This is a genomic window from Brevundimonas sp. NPDC092305 (assembly GCF_044755415.1).
In the GTDB taxonomy this organism is placed as follows: domain Bacteria; phylum Pseudomonadota; class Alphaproteobacteria; order Caulobacterales; family Caulobacteraceae; genus Brevundimonas.
Map to the genome: position 1 here is coordinate 389,182 of NZ_JBIVQY010000002.1, position 12,934 is coordinate 402,115.

The window sequence follows — 12,934 nt, forward strand, 5'->3', positions numbered from 1 at the left end:
CAACGCACGACCTGCCCGGAACCCGTCGAAATTAGCTCAGGCCGCCGTTGCGGCGCCGCCCGCGCTTTTCAGCATGCGCGTCACCCGGGGCAGCAACTGGGTGTCCAGGGCGGCCTTCACCAGATAATCCCGCGCGCCCAGCTCCAGCGCCCGGCGCACATCCTCCGCCGACTGCCGCACCGTCAGCATCAGCACCGGCAGATCGAGATGGGGCATGCCGGTCCGCAGCGCCTCAAGCACCTCGAACCCGTCCATCCCCGGCATGTTGATGTCCAGCAGCACGGCGTCGGGCTTCAACGCCACGATCCGCTCCAGCGTCTCGGCGCCGCTTCGGGCCGTGTGGGTGTCATAGCCGGCGGCGGCCAGACGCATCAGCACCATGTCGCGCACCATGGGATCGTCGTCCGCGACCAGCAGGCGCGGGCGTCCGCTGCGACCCGACGCCGGTTTCCTCTGCATCGCGATCCTCCACGCTGCCGCGGGGACCATGGGTACAGTGAAAATACTACCCTGACGTTATCGCGCCGACCCCGGTTTCCCGGGGCCGGCTGTCGATGGCGTGCCTGATCAGGGGGCGGGCTGGACCTCGATGGGCAGGCCGAGGGATTCCAGCTGCGGACGGACCACCGAGGCGTCGCCTACGATTACCCAGACGAAGCGGTTGGGGTTGATGTTGGCGCGGGCGGCGGCGTCCAGCTGTTCAGCGGTCAGGGCGTTGATCCGGCCGGCCAGATTTTCCTGATAGTCATCCGGGCGGCCGTACAGGTCGTTGGACCGCAGGCCGCCGAGGATCTGGCCCGAGGTCTCGTAGCTGCCGGCCAGCGCCCGGGTCTCGCCCAGCACGGTGCGCTCCCGTTCCGCCGCCGTAACGCCCTCCGCGCCGAGGAAGCGGTTGTACTGGGCCAGCAGGGCGGCGATCGACTCGCCGGTGCGATTGGCCTGAACCGGCGCGCTGATGATGTAGGGCGAGCGATGCTCCAGCGTGCTGACGGCGCCGCGCACGCCGTAGGACCAGCCCTTGGTCTCGCGCAGATCGGCATTGATGCGCGACAGGAAGTCGGTGCCCAGCACGACGTTGGCCGTGGTCAGGCCCAGATTGTCGTCGGTCCCCGACACCGGCAGGACCTCCCCGGCGTAGATCAGCGACTGCGGCGACTGCGGCCGGTCGATCAGGACGATGCGCGCGGTCGTGTCCGGCACGGCGGCGGTGAAGTCCTTCGTCCCCTTCGGTGCGGCGGGCGCGCGCCAGTCGCCGAAGGCGGCCTCCAGCTTCGGCGTCAGTTCGGCCAGCGGAAGGTCCGAGACCACGAACAGCTTGGCGTTGTCCGGGCGGATCCACGCCGCGTGCTCGCCGACCATGTCGTCGCGGGTCAGGGCGGTGATCACCGGCTCGGTCCCGGTGCCCGAGAACGGACGGCCATAGGGGCTGTTGGAGCCATAGATCAGCGGCGGCAGGGCGCGGGCGGCGATGGCGTTCGGCTGGGTCTTCTCATTGGCCAGCGCCGCCAGACGCTGGGCCTTCAGGCGATCCAGCTCCGGCTGGGCGAAGGCCGGATTGCGCACCACGTCCGACAGCAGCGTCAGCGAGGGATCGAGGTTGGTCGTCACCGCCGACAGGCTGGCCGTCGTGCGGTCGGTCGAGCTGGTCACGTTGATGCTGGCTCCCAGACGCTCCTGCGCCTCGGCGAGCGCGATAGAGTCGCGGGTCGTGGTGCCCTCGTCCATCAGATTGATCATCAGGGTGTGGGCGCCCAAACGATCGGCGCGGTCGGCGGCGGTGCCGGCGTTGAAGTCCAGCGCCACGCGGGTCACCGGCACGGTGGTCGAGCGGGCGTAGACCACCTCGATCCCGTTCGACAGACGGGCGCGCTCGACGGCCGGGAAGTCGACGTTGGAGACCTCGCCCACCGTCGGTTTGGCGTCGCGGGCCACGCGCTGGATCGGCTCGGCCGGAACCGGGGTCGCGCCGGCCGGCGTCGCCGCGGCCTCGACATAGGCCTCGCGCTCGCCCGCCTCGACGATCTGGCTGTAGACCGGACGGGTCAGCCACTTGCGCAGCGCCGCCTGAACCTGCGCCGGCGTCACCGCCGCATAGGCCTCCAGCTGGGTCTTGTAGAAGTTCGGATCGCCCGCATACAGCTGGCCCTCGGCCAGAACCGAGGCCTTGCCGTTGGCCTGCTCCAGCCCCTGAATCCGGCCGGATACGTACTGGGTCACGACCCGGTCGATCTCGTCCTGCGTCGGGCCGTTGGCGATCAGGTCCGCCAGAATGGCGTCCATCCGGGCGCCCACCGCCCGCGCGTCCTCGCCCGGTTTCACCATGGCGGAATAGCTGAACATGCTGACGCGCTGGAAGGCCTGATTGCCCGCCGATACGGTCGAGGCGGTCTGGTCGCCGCGCACCAGCGCATTGTCCAGGCGCGAGCTGGACAGGCCGCCGAGGATCGAGGCGCCGACGTTCAGCGGAATGGTGTCCGGATCCAGCAGACCGGGCGTCGCCCAGGTGCGGCTGATGCGGGTCTGGGCCACGCGGTCATGCAACACCTCCTCGACCGGCGCGGCCAGCGTCGGCACATCGGCCTCGGCCGGGGTGTTCACCGGACCGCGCGGGATGCGGCCGAAATAGCGGTCGACGAGCGTGCGGGCCGTCGCCTCGTCGATATCGCCCGACAGCACCAGCACCGAGTTGTTCGGGCCATAGTTCTCGCGGAACCAGTTGCGCACGGTCTCGAGGCTGGCGGCGTCCAGATCGGCCATCGATCCGATGGTCGAGTGGCGATAGGGGTGTCCCTCGGGGAACAGGGCGGCGAGGGTGTTGTAGTAGGTCAGGCCATAGGGCTGGTTGTCGCCCTGACGCTTCTCGTTCTGGACGACGCCCCGCTGCAGATCGAGCACCTCCTGCCCGACCTGTCCCAGCAGATAGCCCATGCGGTCGCTTTCCAGATACAGGGTGTACTCCAGCGCCGGGGTCGGCACCGTCTGGAAGTAGTTGGTGCGGTCGAACCATGTGGTTCCGTTCAGGCCCGTGGCGCCCGCCGCGCTCATCGTCTGGATGTGGCTGGTGGGCGAGTTCTCCGAGCCGCCGAACATCAGGTGCTCGAACAGGTGGGCGAAGCCGGTCGATCCGGCAGGCTCGTCCTTCGAACCGACGTTGTACCAGACCGACACCGCCACCACCGGCGCCTTGCGATCCTCGTTGACGATCACCGTCAGGCCGTTGTCCAGCTGGAACCTTTTCCACGGAATATCGACCCGCGACACCAGCTCCGACACCGGCGCGCCGCGCAGCTCGGCCGCCTGCGGCGCCGTGGTCTGGATCGCGACCGGCGCGGTTTCCGCAAGAACGAGAGAGGGAGCGGCGGCGGCGAGAAGCGCGGCGGCGGCGGCGAGGGTGGCGAAACGCATGCTGGATAGTCCCCTGATTGCGGCGGCGACCTTACCCGGGGAACAGCGCTCGGCAAGCCCCGGTAATTATTACGGCACAGCCTGCCCCGTCGCGCGTTGGACTCGCCGCAGACAATCCGGAGACCGGTGTTGCGCGGCGAACTCAAGACCTATCAGGCCAAACGGAACTTCTCCGACACCCCCGAGCCCAAGGGGAAGCAGACGCGCGTCAAGTCGACGCAACTGCGCTATCTGATCCAGCGTCACGCGGCCACGCGCCTGCACTACGACTTCCGCATCGAGGCCGACGGCGTGCTCAAGTCCTGGGCTGTCACCAAGGCCCCCTCACGCGATCCTTCGGTCAAACGCCTCGCCGTAGAGGTCGAGGACCATCCGCTGGACTACGGCTCTTTCGAGGGGACCATCCCGTCCGGCAACTACGGCGCCGGCACCGTCCAGATGTGGGACCGCGGCACGTGGGAGCCGCAGCATCCGGACACGCTCGAGGCCGACTTCGCCAAGGGCTCGGTCAAGATGATCCTGCACGGCGAGCGGCTGGAGGGCGGCTGGGCGCTGGTCCGGCTCAAGTCCGATCGCGGCAAGCCCTCGAAGCGCAACAACTGGCTGCTGATCAAGGAGAAGGACGAGCACGCCGTCTCCGGCGAGGGCGACGCCAATATGGAGATCGACGCCTCCGTCGCCACCGGCCGCTCTCTGGCCGAGATCGCCGAGGGCAAGACGGAATGGACCTCCTCGAAGCCGGTCGCGAAAAAGGGCCCCGCCAAACCGGTCGCCAAGGCCCGCGAGGCGACGCTGAAAAAGCCCTCCGCCTTCCTGCCCATCCAGCTGTGCAAGGTCGCAGACCATCCGCCCGGCGGCGCGGGCTGGGCGCATGAGATCAAGTTCGACGGCTACCGCGTCCAGATCGCCACCGGCGGCGGCAAGGCGAAACTCTACACCCGCCGCGGCCACGACTGGTCGGACAAGTTCCCCGAGGTCGTCGCCGACGCCGCCTCATGGCCCGACGGCGTCGTTGACGGTGAGCTCTGCGCGCTGGACGCCGACCACATGCCGGACTTCTCCGCCCTGCAGGCCGCCATCGCCGACCGGAAGACCAGCGCGCTGATCTACTTCGCCTTCGACCTGCTGACCGAGGGCGCCGAGGACCTGCGCGCCCTGCCCCTGTCCCACCGCAAGGCCCGGCTGCAGGCCCATCTCGACCGCATTCCGAAATCCGCCGGCAAACGCATCCGCTACGTCGACCACTTCGCCACCACCGGCGCCGCCATCCTCGAAAGCGCCTGCCGCATGGATCTGGAAGGCGTCATCTCCAAGAAACTGGACGCCCCCTATTCCGCCGGCCGCTCGACGACCTGGCTCAAGTCCAAATGCCGGGGCCGGGACGAGGTCGTCATCGGCGGCTGGTCGTCGGAGAACGGCAGCCGCTTCCGGTCCCTGCTGGTGGGGGTGAAAGAGGAGGGCGGCCTGCGCTATCTCGGCCGCGTCGGCACCGGATATTCCCAACCCCTGCTGAAGACCCTGCTGCCCGCGCTCAAATCCGCCGCTTCGGACAAGAGCCCCTTCGCCGGCAAGTCCGCCCCGCGCGGCGGCAGGGACATCCACTGGCTGAGGCCCGTCCTCGTCGCGGAGCTGGAGCACGGCGGCTACACCGAGTCCGGCTCGCTCCGTCAGGCCGCCTTCAAGGGCCTGCGCGACGACAAGGCCGCCGCCGAGGTGACCGAAAAACCGCAACCCCCGACACCCGTCAGTAAGTCAGGAAAACCTGACAAGATCGCCGCCGATCTCCACGTCCCCGGCGAGTCCGTTCCAAAGGCCGGCAAAGGCAAGACCATCATCGCCGGCGTCACCATTTCCAATCCGGACAAGATCCTGTGGCCTGCCGCCGACGGCCGCCGCGCCGTCACCAAGGGCGAGCTGGCCCTCTATTACGAGATGGCCGCCGACCGCATCCTGCCCCACGTCGCCGACCGCCCGATCTCCATCATCCGCGCGCCCGACGGCATCACCGGCCAGACCTTCTTCCAGCGCCACGCCATGGCCGGCTCCAACCCGCGCCTCAAGCTGATCGACGTCCACGAGCGACAGCCCTATGTCACCGTCGTCGACGTCGGCGGCCTCGTCGCCATCGGCCAGTCGGGCGGGCTGGAGCTGCACCCGTGGGGCTGCAAGCCCGGTGATCCGGAGACGCCGGAACAGGTCACCTTCGATCTCGACCCCGACGAGGGCCTGAACTTCGCCGACGTCATCGCCGCCGCCAAACGGGTGAAGGCCGAGCTCGAGGGTCTGGGCCTGACCCCCTTCGTCAAGACGACTGGCGGCAAGGGTCTGCACGTCGTCGTCCCGATCAAGGGCGACGCCCGCAGCCGGGTCGAGTGGGACCAGTGCAAGGCCTTCGCCAAGGGCGTCTCCGAACGCGTCCGCGCCGCCGAACCCGACCGCTTCACCACCACCCTCGCCAAGAAGGCGCGGGGCGGAAAGATCTTCCTCGACTATCTGCGCAACGGCCGCATGGCCACCGCCGTCGCCCCCTGGTCCCCCCGCGCCCGCCCCGGCGCCGGCGTCGCCTTCCCGCTCAGCTGGTCACAGGTCAAATCCGGCCTCGACCCCCGCGCCTACACTCTCCACGACGTCGCCGCCCTGCTGAAGAAGCCCGACCCGTGGAAAGACTTCCGCAAGGGCGAGGTCAGCCTGAAGCCGGTGCTGAAGAAGATGGGGCTCTGACCGACGCGCGTCAGTCTCGCCCGCGCGATGGGACCTCGTCCGTCCAGCATGGCGCGAGCACTCGCGACATCGCGCCGGCCCACTCGGGCCATGGTCCGCCATAGGTGGTCAGCCGGAACTCGACGCCGACCGGTCCGGCTGAAGGCGCCCAGAACACCATCGGACCCGGCCCATCGGGCATGGGCGGCGTAGAATGGCCCAGTGCGCGTCGCCGGGCCCGGGCTTGATCGTCGAGCGGCATCACCACCACCGGCATCTCGAGCTGGTCCACAAGCCGGAGAGTGCTCAGCATGCCCTCACAGGTCCGGCTGTCCGCCCACCTGATCTGTTCCTGCGCGTCCCAGGAATCCAGCGCGCGTCGCGCGAAAACGACAGGCTCTCCGCCTGCACTGAGACCGGGCATCAGATAGAACTCTGAAATCCAGCGGCCACTGCCCTCGCTTGCATAGCCGATCAACAATGCGCCGCCGCGCGAGTGTTCCCAGCTCGCATCCGAACCGTAACGGGGCGGGGACACCGGCAGCTGGGCGAAAGCGGGCGTTCCGATCGAAAAGGTCGCCAGCACCAGAGTAACAAGCAATTTCATTCTCGCCTCGCTCAGAAACAGCTCCATCTGACCTGCCGATGTCCGCCGACATCCGACTCTTTGCATGTCGACTTCAAGGCAAAGGGTCGGTAGGTCGAGTCATGATCCACCTGATCCTTACCGCGCTGACGGTTCAGCACTATCCGGCGGCATTGGTGACCATAGATGTTGGAGCCATCGATCAAACACCCGCTCACGTCATAACCGTCAGCCCGGCGCATGCTCGCCCCGTCCGGTCTCAAGCGGATCGCGATCGGATAGCCTGGCGTGCCGTCCGCAGTTGGCAGGGCGGCTCCCAAAGCATCACCTCCGAAGACTGTCCGGTTCTGAGCGTCATCGCCGGTTCTATGGATGGGCTTCCACCGATCCCGGTATCACCACCGTCGCTTCTTGTTGCGCCAGATCCGCTCCCCATTCCACCGACAATCAAGGATGGCTACTCGCTATCTCTATCATTCCGAACGATGAACTCGGATGGCTCCACTACCGACCTCACCCTCAAAGGCGGAACGGTTTACTACGAGTGGGCCAGCAACGTTGTGAATCAGCTTGCCAGCTGCTGGGGCCGCATTGAGTAGATCCAGACACCTTCGGATAATGTCGCCCTTCGACACCCTGCTGAAAGTTCCAGGCGGTCGGTAAGCTGGCAGCGCCCGCCCCCTACGCCGGATCCCCCAGCCTCTCCGCCAGAAAGTCTACCAACACCCGCACCCGCGCCGGCATGTTCGCACCACCCACGAACACCGCATGGATCGCCTCCCGGTCGCCCGGGTTGAACGCCTCCAGCAGCGGGATCAGTCGGCCCGCGGCGAGGTGGTCGACGACGTTGAAACTGCCCACCCGCGCGATCCCCACCCCTTCGCAGGCCAGCTGCACCAGGGTGTCGCCGTTGTTGGCCTCCACGTTCCCCTGCACCGCCAGCGCATAATCGCGCCCGTCCCGGCGGAAGGGCCAGACCGGTTCGGCGCGGCGGAAGTTGAAGTTCAGGCAGTTGTGGTCGTGCAGGGCCTCGGGCGTCGCCGGCGTCCCCCGCCGCGCCAGATAGTCGGGCGAGGCGACGATGGTCCGGCCCGTCTCGCCCAGTCGCCGCGCCATCAGCGGACTGTCGGCCAGCGGCCCGAACCGGATCGCCACGTCGGCCTGTCCGGCAGCCACATCGACGACGGTATCGGTCAGGCTCAGGTCGACAACGATGTGCGGATAGAGGGCCACGAACTCGCCCAGCGCCGGGGTCACGCACAGGCGGCCATGGGCCAGCGCCGCCGAGACCCGCACCCGCCCGCGCGGCGAGCCCTGATCGGCGATCGCGCGCTCCACATCGTCCAGATCGGCCAGCACCCGGCGCGCGCCGTGCAGATAGGCCTGCCCCTCGGCTGTCAGGCTCAGCGCCCGCGTGGTGCGCAGGATCAGCCGCACCCCCAGCCGCGCCTCGATCCGTCCGATCGTGCGGCTGACCGCCGACGGCGTCAGGCCCAGCGCCCGGGCCGCGCCGGAAAAACTGCCGTGGGCGATGGCGGCCGTGAAGACCTCCATCTCGCCGGTCCGGTCCACTGCCTCGCGCGCCATCTGTGCCTGCAGATCAAGGATGTTTGTCCCGAACCGCTTCTAGTCCCGCGCGCCCGGGGCGTCCATCTGTGCCGCCGACAACAGGCAACGGACCCGAGATGAAGATCAATCCGCCCCTTCTAGCCCTCGCGGCCGGCGCCTTCGGCATCGGCGTGACCGAGTTCGCCCCCATGGGCCTGCTCAATGTCATGGCCGAGGATCTGAACGTCTCCATCCCGGCCGCCGGCCTGCTGGTCAGCGCCTATGCGTTCGGGGTTGTGCTGGGCGCGCCTCTGATGACCCTGACCACAGGCCGCATCCCGCGCCGGACCCTGCTGATCGGCCTGATGGCCATCTTCACCCTCGGCAACCTGCTGTCCGCGATCTCGACCAGCTACGACATGCTGCTGGTCTCGCGCCTGATCACCTCGCTGAACCACGGCGCCTTCTTCGGCGTCGGCTCGATCGTCGCCGCGTCTCTGGTGCCCGAGAACCGGCGCGCGGGCGCCGTGGCCGCGATGTTCATGGGTCTGACGATCGCCAATGTCGTCGGGGTGCCGCTGGCCACATGGGCCGGTGAGCAGATCGGCTGGCGCGCCTCCTTCTGGGGCATCGCGGCGCTCGGCCTCGTCGCCATGGCCGCCCTGCGCTTCACCCTGCCCAACCTCGCCGCCCCAGCGTCCGGCAACGTCGCCGCGGAGCTGCGCGTCCTGAGCCGCACGCCCGTGCTGGCCGCGCTCGCCCTGACGGTGCTGGGCTCCAGCGCCATGTTCACCGTCTTCACCTATATCGCTCCCATCCTGGAACAGCAGACCGGCGCCTCGGTCGCCTTCGTCACCGCCATGCTGGTGACCTATGGCCTCGGCCTTACGGTCGGAAACTGGGTCGGGGGCAGGTTCGCGGACCGCTCGGTCGACCGCACCCTGATCGTCACCCTCAGCCTGCTCGCAGCCCTGCTGGTGGCCTTCGCCTTCGCCATGCCGTGGGCCGGGCCGACGGCGGTGCTGATCTTCTTCTGGGGCGTGGCCAGCTTCGCCCTCGTCCCGCCGCTGCAGATGCGTGTCATGGCCGCGGCCGGAGATGCGCCCAATCTGGCCTCGGCGATGAACATCGGCGCCTTCAACCTCGGCAACGCGCTGGGCGCGGCTCTGGGCGGCGCGGTGATCGGCGCCGGGCTCGGCCTCCCCGCCGTCGCCCTCGCCGGCGCGGGGACCGCCGCCGCCGGCCTGCTGATGATCCTGTGGCTGGCCCGGCCCCGGCGGCAGGAAATCCGCGCGGCCTGTCCCGATCCGCGCTAGACTGCTCCCGGCAAGGGAGAGACCATGGCTGGCCTGAAAGACAAGCGCGGCTTCATCGACAAGGACCGGCTGGACCTGTCCGAGCGCAAGGCGGTCGAATACTGGGCCAAACGCTGGGGCGTCACCGCCGACCAGATCACCACCGCCCACCGTAAGGTCGGCCGCCTGACGAAAGACATCGCGGCGGAACTCGGGAAGAAGCGCTAGGCCGCCTTCTTCTTCGCCGCCGGTTTCTTCGCGGGCGCCTTTTTGGCCGGAGCCTTCTTCGCCCCCGTCGCCGAGCCCTTCAGGCTGGACCGCAGCGCCGCCATCAGGTCGATGACATTGGTGTCGTCCGGCTCGGGCGCCTCGACCAGGCCCTTGCCGCCCTTCTGCTTGGTCTTGATCATGGCCTTCAGGGCGTCGTCATAGCGGTCGACGAACTTCGACGGATCGAATTTCGCCTCCTTCTGGCCGATGATCCGTTCGGCGATCTCGACCATCTCCGCGTCGGCCTTCACCGCCGGGATGTCGTCGAAATAGTCGTCGACGTCGCGCACCTCCTCGTGCGGCCGCAGCGACCAGGCCACCAGACCCTTGCCGCGCACTTCCAGCGCGAGCTGCCGCTCGCGGCCCCGGATCACCACCGAGCCGATGGCGATCTTGCCGGCGCCTTTCATGGCCTCGCGTATCACCGCGAACGCCTCGGTCCCGACGCCCTTTTCGGGCACAACATAGAAGGGGTCGTCCCAGTACAGACGATCGATCTCGTCCTCGTCGACGAACTGGCCGATGTCGATGGTGCGGGTCGATTCCAGCTTCACCTTGTCGAAGTCGGCGTCGTCGAACAGGACGTACTCGTCCTTCGAAACCTCGAAGCCCTTGACCAGATCCGACCGCTCGACCGGCCCCGTGTCCGGGTCGGTGGCCACCATGCGGATGCGGTTGTTCGTGTCCGGATTGATCAGGTGAAAGCTGACGCGCTCGCTCGACGACGTCGCGGTGTACAGCGCCACCGGGCACGTCACGAGGCTGAGCTTCAGATGCCCCTGCCAGGTCGGTCTTGCAGCCATGATCCTGATCCTCCGCACGCATGCGCGGAGTCGAACGCGGAGACGGGGGAGTCGTTCAAGTCAGGCGGTTCAGCCCGGCCGCTTCTTCGGCTTGCCCTTCCACGGCTTGTCCCCGGCCGGGGCGCCGCCGGGACGCGGGGTCCACGGCTTCTTGCCGGCGTTGGGCTTCTCGACCCAGGGCTTCTTGCCGGCGGGCGTGGGCGCGTCCTTGGTGCGCTTCACCCACTTCGGCTTGTCGCCGGTGTCCGGGGCCGGCGCCGCATCGGGACGCGGCGTCCACGGCTTCTTCGCGGGCCCGCCCTCGGGGCGAGGCGCCCAGGCCTTTTTGGGCGCATCGCCGTCGTCGCGGGACTTGCGGAACGGCTTGTCGGACCGCGCGGGACGGTCGTCGCCGCCGCCCGGCTTGTCCCATTTGCGCAGGCTCTTCTCGCCCGGCGCCGGGGCCACCGCGTCCTGGAAGGTCACGCCCTCATCGTTGGCCTGGGCGATGGCGCTGCGGAACTTGGCGGCGGACTCCTCGGTGATCTCGAACTTGGTCTCGCGGTCGAAGATCTTGATCGAGCCGACGTCGCGCTTGGTCACATGCCCCAGACGGCAGATCAGCGGCAGCAGCCACTTCGGGTCCGCGTTCTTGTCCCGGCCGATGTTGACCCGGAACCAGCTCATCGCCCCGCCGCGCGCGAAGTCGACCAGCGGCCCGTCGCGCTGGCCGCGCTCGTTGACGCCGGACGTCTGCGCCCGCTTCATCCGCTCGTCGTCCTGCACGTCCTCGGGGGGCGGCAGCTTCTCGCGATACAGGCGGATCAGGGCGGCGGCGACATGCTCGGGCGAGGTCCGCTCCAGCAGTTGTTTGCCCAGCGCCATCGCGTCCTCGTCCGCCGGCGCCATCAGCACCGGATCGGTCATCATCCGCTCGTGGTCCTTGGCGCGGATGTCGTCGGCGCTCGGCGGCCCGGCCCATTCGGCGTTGATCGAGGCCGACTGGAGCATCAGCTCGACCTTGCGGCGCCGCGTATGGGTGACCATCAGCACGGACACGCCCTTCTTGCCCGCCCGGCCGGTCCGGCCCGAGCGGTGCAGCAGGGTCGCCTTGTTGACCGGGATCTCGGCGTGGATGACCAGCCCCAGATCCGGCAGGTCCAGCCCGCGCGCCGCCACGTCGGTCGCCACGCAGACCCGCGCGTGCCCATCCCGCAGCGCCTGCAACGCCTCCGACCGCAGCGACTGCGTCAGCTCGCCCGACAGGCCCACGACCGAGAAGCCCCGCTCCCGCAGCGACGCCGTCAGGTGCTTCACCCGCTCGCGCGTATTGGCGAACACCAGCGCGCCCGGGCTTTCGAAATAGCGCAGGACGTTGACCACCCCGTGCTCGACCTCGTGCGGCGCGACGCGGATGGCCCGGTATTCGATGTCCCCGTGCGCCACGTTCTTCGACGTCGTGTCGATGCGGATCGCGTCGCTCTGGTAGGTCTTGGCCAGCTGGGCGATCTCGCGCGCGATCGTGGCCGAGAACAGCAGCGTCCGACGCTCGGCCGGCGCCGCGTCGAGGATGAAGGTCAGGTCCTCATGGAACCCCATGTCCAGCATCTCGTCGGCCTCATCCAGCACCACGGCCTTCAGTTGCGACAGGTCCAGCGCGTCGCGTTCCAGATGGTCGCGCAGACGGCCCGGCGTGCCCACGACGATGGCCGCGCCCCGGTCCAGCACCCGCCGCTCGGCCCGCGGGTCCATGCCGCCGACGCAGGTCGCGATCCGCGCCCCGGTGTTGGCGTACAGCCACTCCAGCTCCTTGGACACCTGCAGCGCCAGCTCGCGCGTCGGCGCGATCACCAGCGCCACCGGCGCCGCATTGTCCGCGAACCGCGCGGCCTCGCCCAGCAGCGTCGTGGCCAGCGCCAGTCCGAACGCCACCGTCTTGCCCGAGCCTGTCTGGGCGCTGACCAGCAGGTCGCGGCCCTCTTCGGCCTCCAGCACGGCGGACTGCACCGGCGTCGGCTCGGCGTAGCCGCGTTCGGAAAGGGCGCGATCGAGCGCGGGGTGGCTGGCGGGGAAGGGCATCGGAAACGGTCCAGGGCGGCGCGGGCAGGGCGCGGCGAAAGCAGTCGGAGGAGGGGGGCGCCGCCACTATGCCCCAAAGGCGGCCAAACCGGGGCCTTAGCACGCCCGGCCCCGAATGCAGAGAGGCCGCCCGTACGCATGTCCCGCGTCGGCTGCCCCTCTCTCAGCATGGCGATGACCGAAACCGCTGCCGCCCGCACAGCAGGTGCGACACCAGACCTGAGAACTGACCATGATCTCCGGGCGTTCAGCACAGATATCGGAGATCA

Annotated in this window: 10 protein-coding genes; 4 read left to right on the forward strand and 6 right to left on the reverse strand. The window is 68.7% G+C overall.

Features of this window, described 5'->3' with window-relative positions:
* Nucleotides 1–36 precede the first annotated feature (36 nt).
* Both ACIQC9_RS12405 and ACIQC9_RS12410 read right to left on the reverse strand, forming a co-directional pair.
* Nucleotides 37–459, reverse strand: a complete 423-nt coding sequence (locus ACIQC9_RS12405; RefSeq protein ID WP_400616300.1) for a PleD family two-component system response regulator — start codon at nt 457–459, stop codon at nt 37–39.
* A 108-nt stretch (nt 460–567) separates the two neighbouring features.
* Nucleotides 568–3,405 carry a M16 family metallopeptidase gene (locus tag ACIQC9_RS12410; protein WP_400616303.1) on the reverse strand — a complete coding sequence of 946 codons (2,838 nt, stop codon included), beginning with the start codon at nt 3,403–3,405 and terminating at the stop codon, nt 568–570.
* A 129-nt stretch (nt 3,406–3,534) separates the two neighbouring features.
* Between ACIQC9_RS12410 and ligD the strand changes: the two genes are divergently transcribed.
* Nucleotides 3,535–6,126: a DNA ligase D gene (gene ligD / locus ACIQC9_RS12415; protein WP_400616305.1), complete on the forward strand. Its 2,592-nt coding sequence runs from the start codon at nt 3,535–3,537 to the stop codon at nt 6,124–6,126.
* Nucleotides 6,127–6,136: 10 nt separating this feature from the next.
* Here ligD and ACIQC9_RS12420 read toward each other — a convergent pair whose 3' ends face one another.
* Nucleotides 6,137–6,712: a hypothetical protein gene (locus ACIQC9_RS12420; protein ID WP_400616308.1), complete on the reverse strand. Its 576-nt coding sequence runs from the start codon at nt 6,710–6,712 to the stop codon at nt 6,137–6,139.
* A gap of 101 nt (nt 6,713–6,813) precedes the next feature.
* Here ACIQC9_RS12420 and ACIQC9_RS12425 point away from each other — a divergent pair, with 101 nt between their 5' ends.
* Complete coding sequence (locus ACIQC9_RS12425) at nt 6,814–7,290, forward strand: hypothetical protein (protein ID WP_400616311.1); 477 nt, start codon at nt 6,814–6,816, stop codon at nt 7,288–7,290.
* A gap of 82 nt (nt 7,291–7,372) precedes the next feature.
* Here ACIQC9_RS12425 and ACIQC9_RS12430 read toward each other — a convergent pair whose 3' ends face one another.
* Complete coding sequence (locus ACIQC9_RS12430; protein ID WP_400616314.1) at nt 7,373–8,278, reverse strand: LysR family transcriptional regulator; 906 nt, start codon at nt 8,276–8,278, stop codon at nt 7,373–7,375.
* 98 nt (nt 8,279–8,376) lie between these two features.
* Between ACIQC9_RS12430 and ACIQC9_RS12435 the strand changes: the two genes are divergently transcribed.
* Both ACIQC9_RS12435 and ACIQC9_RS12440 read left to right on the forward strand, forming a co-directional pair.
* Nucleotides 8,377–9,555, forward strand: coding sequence for an MFS transporter (locus ACIQC9_RS12435; RefSeq protein ID WP_400616316.1), 1,179 nt, complete (start codon nt 8,377–8,379; stop codon nt 9,553–9,555).
* 24 nt (nt 9,556–9,579) lie between these two features.
* On the forward strand, nt 9,580–9,762 hold the full coding sequence (locus ACIQC9_RS12440) for a DUF3606 domain-containing protein (RefSeq protein ID WP_400616318.1): 183 nt from the start codon (nt 9,580–9,582) through the stop codon (nt 9,760–9,762).
* On the opposite strand, the gene ACIQC9_RS12445 is transcribed toward ACIQC9_RS12440, so the two are convergent.
* Nucleotides 9,759–10,607 (reverse strand): Ku protein, encoded by an 849-nt coding sequence (locus tag ACIQC9_RS12445; protein ID WP_400616320.1) that lies wholly within the window; start codon nt 10,605–10,607, stop codon nt 9,759–9,761. The genes ACIQC9_RS12440 and ACIQC9_RS12445 overlap by 4 nt on opposite strands.
* A gap of 69 nt (nt 10,608–10,676) precedes the next feature.
* Complete coding sequence (locus tag ACIQC9_RS12450) at nt 10,677–12,665, reverse strand: DEAD/DEAH box helicase (RefSeq protein WP_400616323.1); 1,989 nt, start codon at nt 12,663–12,665, stop codon at nt 10,677–10,679.
* Nucleotides 12,666–12,934 lie beyond the last annotated feature (269 nt).

Coding starts and splice junctions, on each gene's coding strand:
- ACIQC9_RS12405 (WP_400616300.1), bottom strand. CDS start 459: ATGCAGAGGAAACCGGCGTCGGGTCGCAGCGGACGCCCGCGCCTGCTG.
- ACIQC9_RS12410 (WP_400616303.1), bottom strand. CDS start 3,405: ATGCGTTTCGCCACCCTCGCCGCCGCCGCCGCGCTTCTCGCCGCCGCC.
- ACIQC9_RS12420 (WP_400616308.1), bottom strand. CDS start 6,712: ATGAAATTGCTTGTTACTCTGGTGCTGGCGACCTTTTCGATCGGAACG.
- ACIQC9_RS12425 (WP_400616311.1), top strand. CDS start 6,814: ATGATCCACCTGATCCTTACCGCGCTGACGGTTCAGCACTATCCGGCG.
- ACIQC9_RS12430 (WP_400616314.1), bottom strand. CDS start 8,278: ATGGCGCGCGAGGCAGTGGACCGGACCGGCGAGATGGAGGTCTTCACG.
- ACIQC9_RS12435 (WP_400616316.1), top strand. CDS start 8,377: ATGAAGATCAATCCGCCCCTTCTAGCCCTCGCGGCCGGCGCCTTCGGC.
- ACIQC9_RS12440 (WP_400616318.1), top strand. CDS start 9,580: ATGGCTGGCCTGAAAGACAAGCGCGGCTTCATCGACAAGGACCGGCTG.
- ACIQC9_RS12445 (WP_400616320.1), bottom strand. CDS start 10,607: ATGGCTGCAAGACCGACCTGGCAGGGGCATCTGAAGCTCAGCCTCGTG.
- ACIQC9_RS12450 (WP_400616323.1), bottom strand. CDS start 12,665: ATGCCCTTCCCCGCCAGCCACCCCGCGCTCGATCGCGCCCTTTCCGAA.